This window comes from Pseudomonas sp. P4_D7, from assembly GCF_056401755.1.
Window position 1 is genome coordinate 1 of the sequence record NZ_JBFUIR010000146.1, and the last position, 2,004, is coordinate 2,004.

The window sequence follows — 2,004 nt, forward strand, 5'->3', positions numbered from 1 at the left end:
CCGCATCGGTCGCCAATCCCGGCGATGGCAATTACGCCTACCAGGCGCGCGCGTGCAATCCGACCGGATGCAGTGCCTGGACGGCCAGCGCCGCCGTGCATGTTGCGCACATCCCGCCAGCGCCCGGCTCTATCAGCGTACCGGGGACGAGCACGGGCGTCTTGGGCATCAGCTGGCCGGCTGTGACCTATGCGACGAGCTATTCACTCGAGCAAAGCACGGACAGCGCCAACTACGGGGCTGTCTACAACGGTGCGGCTACCAGCGCGAGCATCGGGGTGGGTGCGACCGGGGTGTATTACTACCGGGTCAAGGGCTGCAACGCCAACGGCTGTGGACCGTACAGTCCGGTCGGTGCATCGTCCGTCACAATCCGGCCGTCGCAGCCGCCTGCCATCTCCGGGCCAGGGAGCAGCAACAACGGGTGTTACACCATCAACTGGGGTGGCGTGCCCGGCGCGACATCGTACGTGATGCAGGAAAACACCAACGGCGCTGGCTGGGTGACCGTCGGCAACAACGGCTCTGGCGCCCTCGGCATCTGTGGGAAGGGCAACGGCACGTACTACTACCAGGTCCAGGGGTGCAACTCGGCTGGGTGCGGGCCGTTCAGCGCGGTCGTGGCCGTGACTGTTTCCCTCGTGCCACCGCTGCCGGGCGGGATCCACATGACCGACACGGTGAGCGGACGGCAGGAGCGATACACCATCCTGTGGAATGCCTCAACGGGTACCACGCGCTACGAAATTCTCCGGGTCCAGACCAACAACCTCATCAATGCAGGGACCGCCACGTCTTACGTGGTCGAGTCTGGGACTTCGCCATACGAGCTGCAGTACACCTACCGAGTGCGGGCCTGCAATGACCAGGGTTGCTCGGCGTGGTCGGGAGACATTGCGGGATGAACGCCATGACCCGAATACTTAGGGCGCTTCGTGCCGTGACGACACGGATTCTTCGGGCGCATTCCGGACCACACCTGGAATCGAAAGGGACGCACATGAAGGCAACGATTCTCGCCCTATTGGGCCTCCTGTTTTTCCAGTGTGCGCCGGTTCTCGCGGTGGAGACCGTCACCTACTACTACACCAACCCACAGGGCACACCGCTAGCCACAGCGGATGCTGCGGGAAACATCCTGTCGAGCTCCGACTACAGGCCATACGGCGGACAGTCGCTCGGCACCCCAACCGCGGGACCTGGTTACACCGGACACGTCAACGACCCAGATGCGGGGCTGGTGTACATGCAGGCCCGGTACTACGACCCCGTGGTGGGCAGGTTTTTGAGCACCGACCCCGCTGAGGCGAATATCGGCGACGTCTTCGCATTCAATCGATTCGCTTACGCAGATAACAACCCGATTGTAAACATTGACCCCGACGGCCGAGAAACGTACGTGCTCGTCGCACTGAATCCTCAAAACGTAAATACCATCGTGACCGATGGTAAAGGAGGGATCAAACTGCATCTGGGAAATGCCAACAATATGGGCCGCGTTGTTCTTGAGGGCCTTACTCGGCACGAAGGCACCCATCGGTCGGACTTTTACACAAATTGCGACCAGACCTGTGGCATCCTGAAAGACGCGCCAGCCAACCAGCAGATAAAGATCGACGGCCTGCTCGACGCAAATAGATCTGAAGTTCGAGCGTCAAACGTGGAGCTTGACTATCTCAAGGCGGAGAAAAACAAGCTGCGGAACCAGAAAGAGAAGCCCGACATCGAAAGTCGCGAAAAGCAGATGACAGAATACAGGGACGTAAGACAGAAAGTGATCGACGACGCGACCCGGCATGAGAAGCAGGATCCACCTCCGCAAACGAACCCTTCACCGTAGGTACGAGCCATGCACAACATCCTTGGAGATAGGGCAATCGTGAATCTTTCGACAATCAAAAAACTTTGCGTTGCGTCTCTCGTGCTGGCATTGCTGTTTGTAGCCCCGTCAAGCAACGCAACGGCTACTGATGACATTGTTGTCTGCACGTCCTTGCCTGCAAA

Annotated in this window: 2 protein-coding genes; both read left to right on the top strand. The window is 59.6% G+C overall.

The genetic code is table 11. The features are described 5' to 3' along the window. Nucleotides 1-905: hypothetical protein (locus tag AC1DVF_RS29110; RefSeq protein WP_477783616.1), on the top strand; the 905-nt coding region annotated here is incomplete at its 5' end. Beyond that, nucleotides 902-1,840, top strand: a complete 939-nt coding sequence (locus tag AC1DVF_RS29115; protein WP_477783617.1) for an RHS repeat-associated core domain-containing protein — start codon at nucleotides 902-904, stop codon at nucleotides 1,838-1,840. The genes AC1DVF_RS29110 and AC1DVF_RS29115, both read left to right, overlap by 4 nt. Nucleotides 1,841-2,004 lie beyond the last annotated feature (164 nt).